General features: G+C 45.0%; 1 protein-coding gene. It reads right to left on the minus strand.

Features of this window, described 5'->3' with window-relative positions; genetic code table 11:
* A partial coding sequence (locus tag AX663_RS01660; protein WP_156430746.1) for a hypothetical protein occupies nt 1-313 on the minus strand: 313 nt, incomplete at both ends.

Consider the following 313-nt stretch of genomic DNA (forward strand, 5'->3'; position numbering starts at 1 on the left):
TCATCCATTGGGATTGCAGGGTTACCAGGTGTGAAGCTTGGTGTACCTGTTTGTGTTTTACCCTGGATATCTGTAGATGTTGCAGGTTCAGCAGTTGGGACAACTGGAGTGATCTTCGGTGTGTAAGTTGTTTCAGCAACTGTTCCGTTTGTATCTTTACCTTGAACCTTAACTGGAACCACATCACCTGAGTAAGATTTATCCGTTGGGGTGAAGGTCACAACACCTGTTTCTTTATCAACAGTGAAGGTACCGATCACATCACCTGCTGGTGATTTCGCTTCTACTGATGCTGCTGGCTGACCATTTTCAT

It is taken from the genome of Streptococcus sp. CCH8-H5 (assembly GCF_001556505.1).
In the GTDB taxonomy this organism is placed as follows: domain Bacteria; phylum Bacillota; class Bacilli; order Lactobacillales; family Streptococcaceae; genus Streptococcus.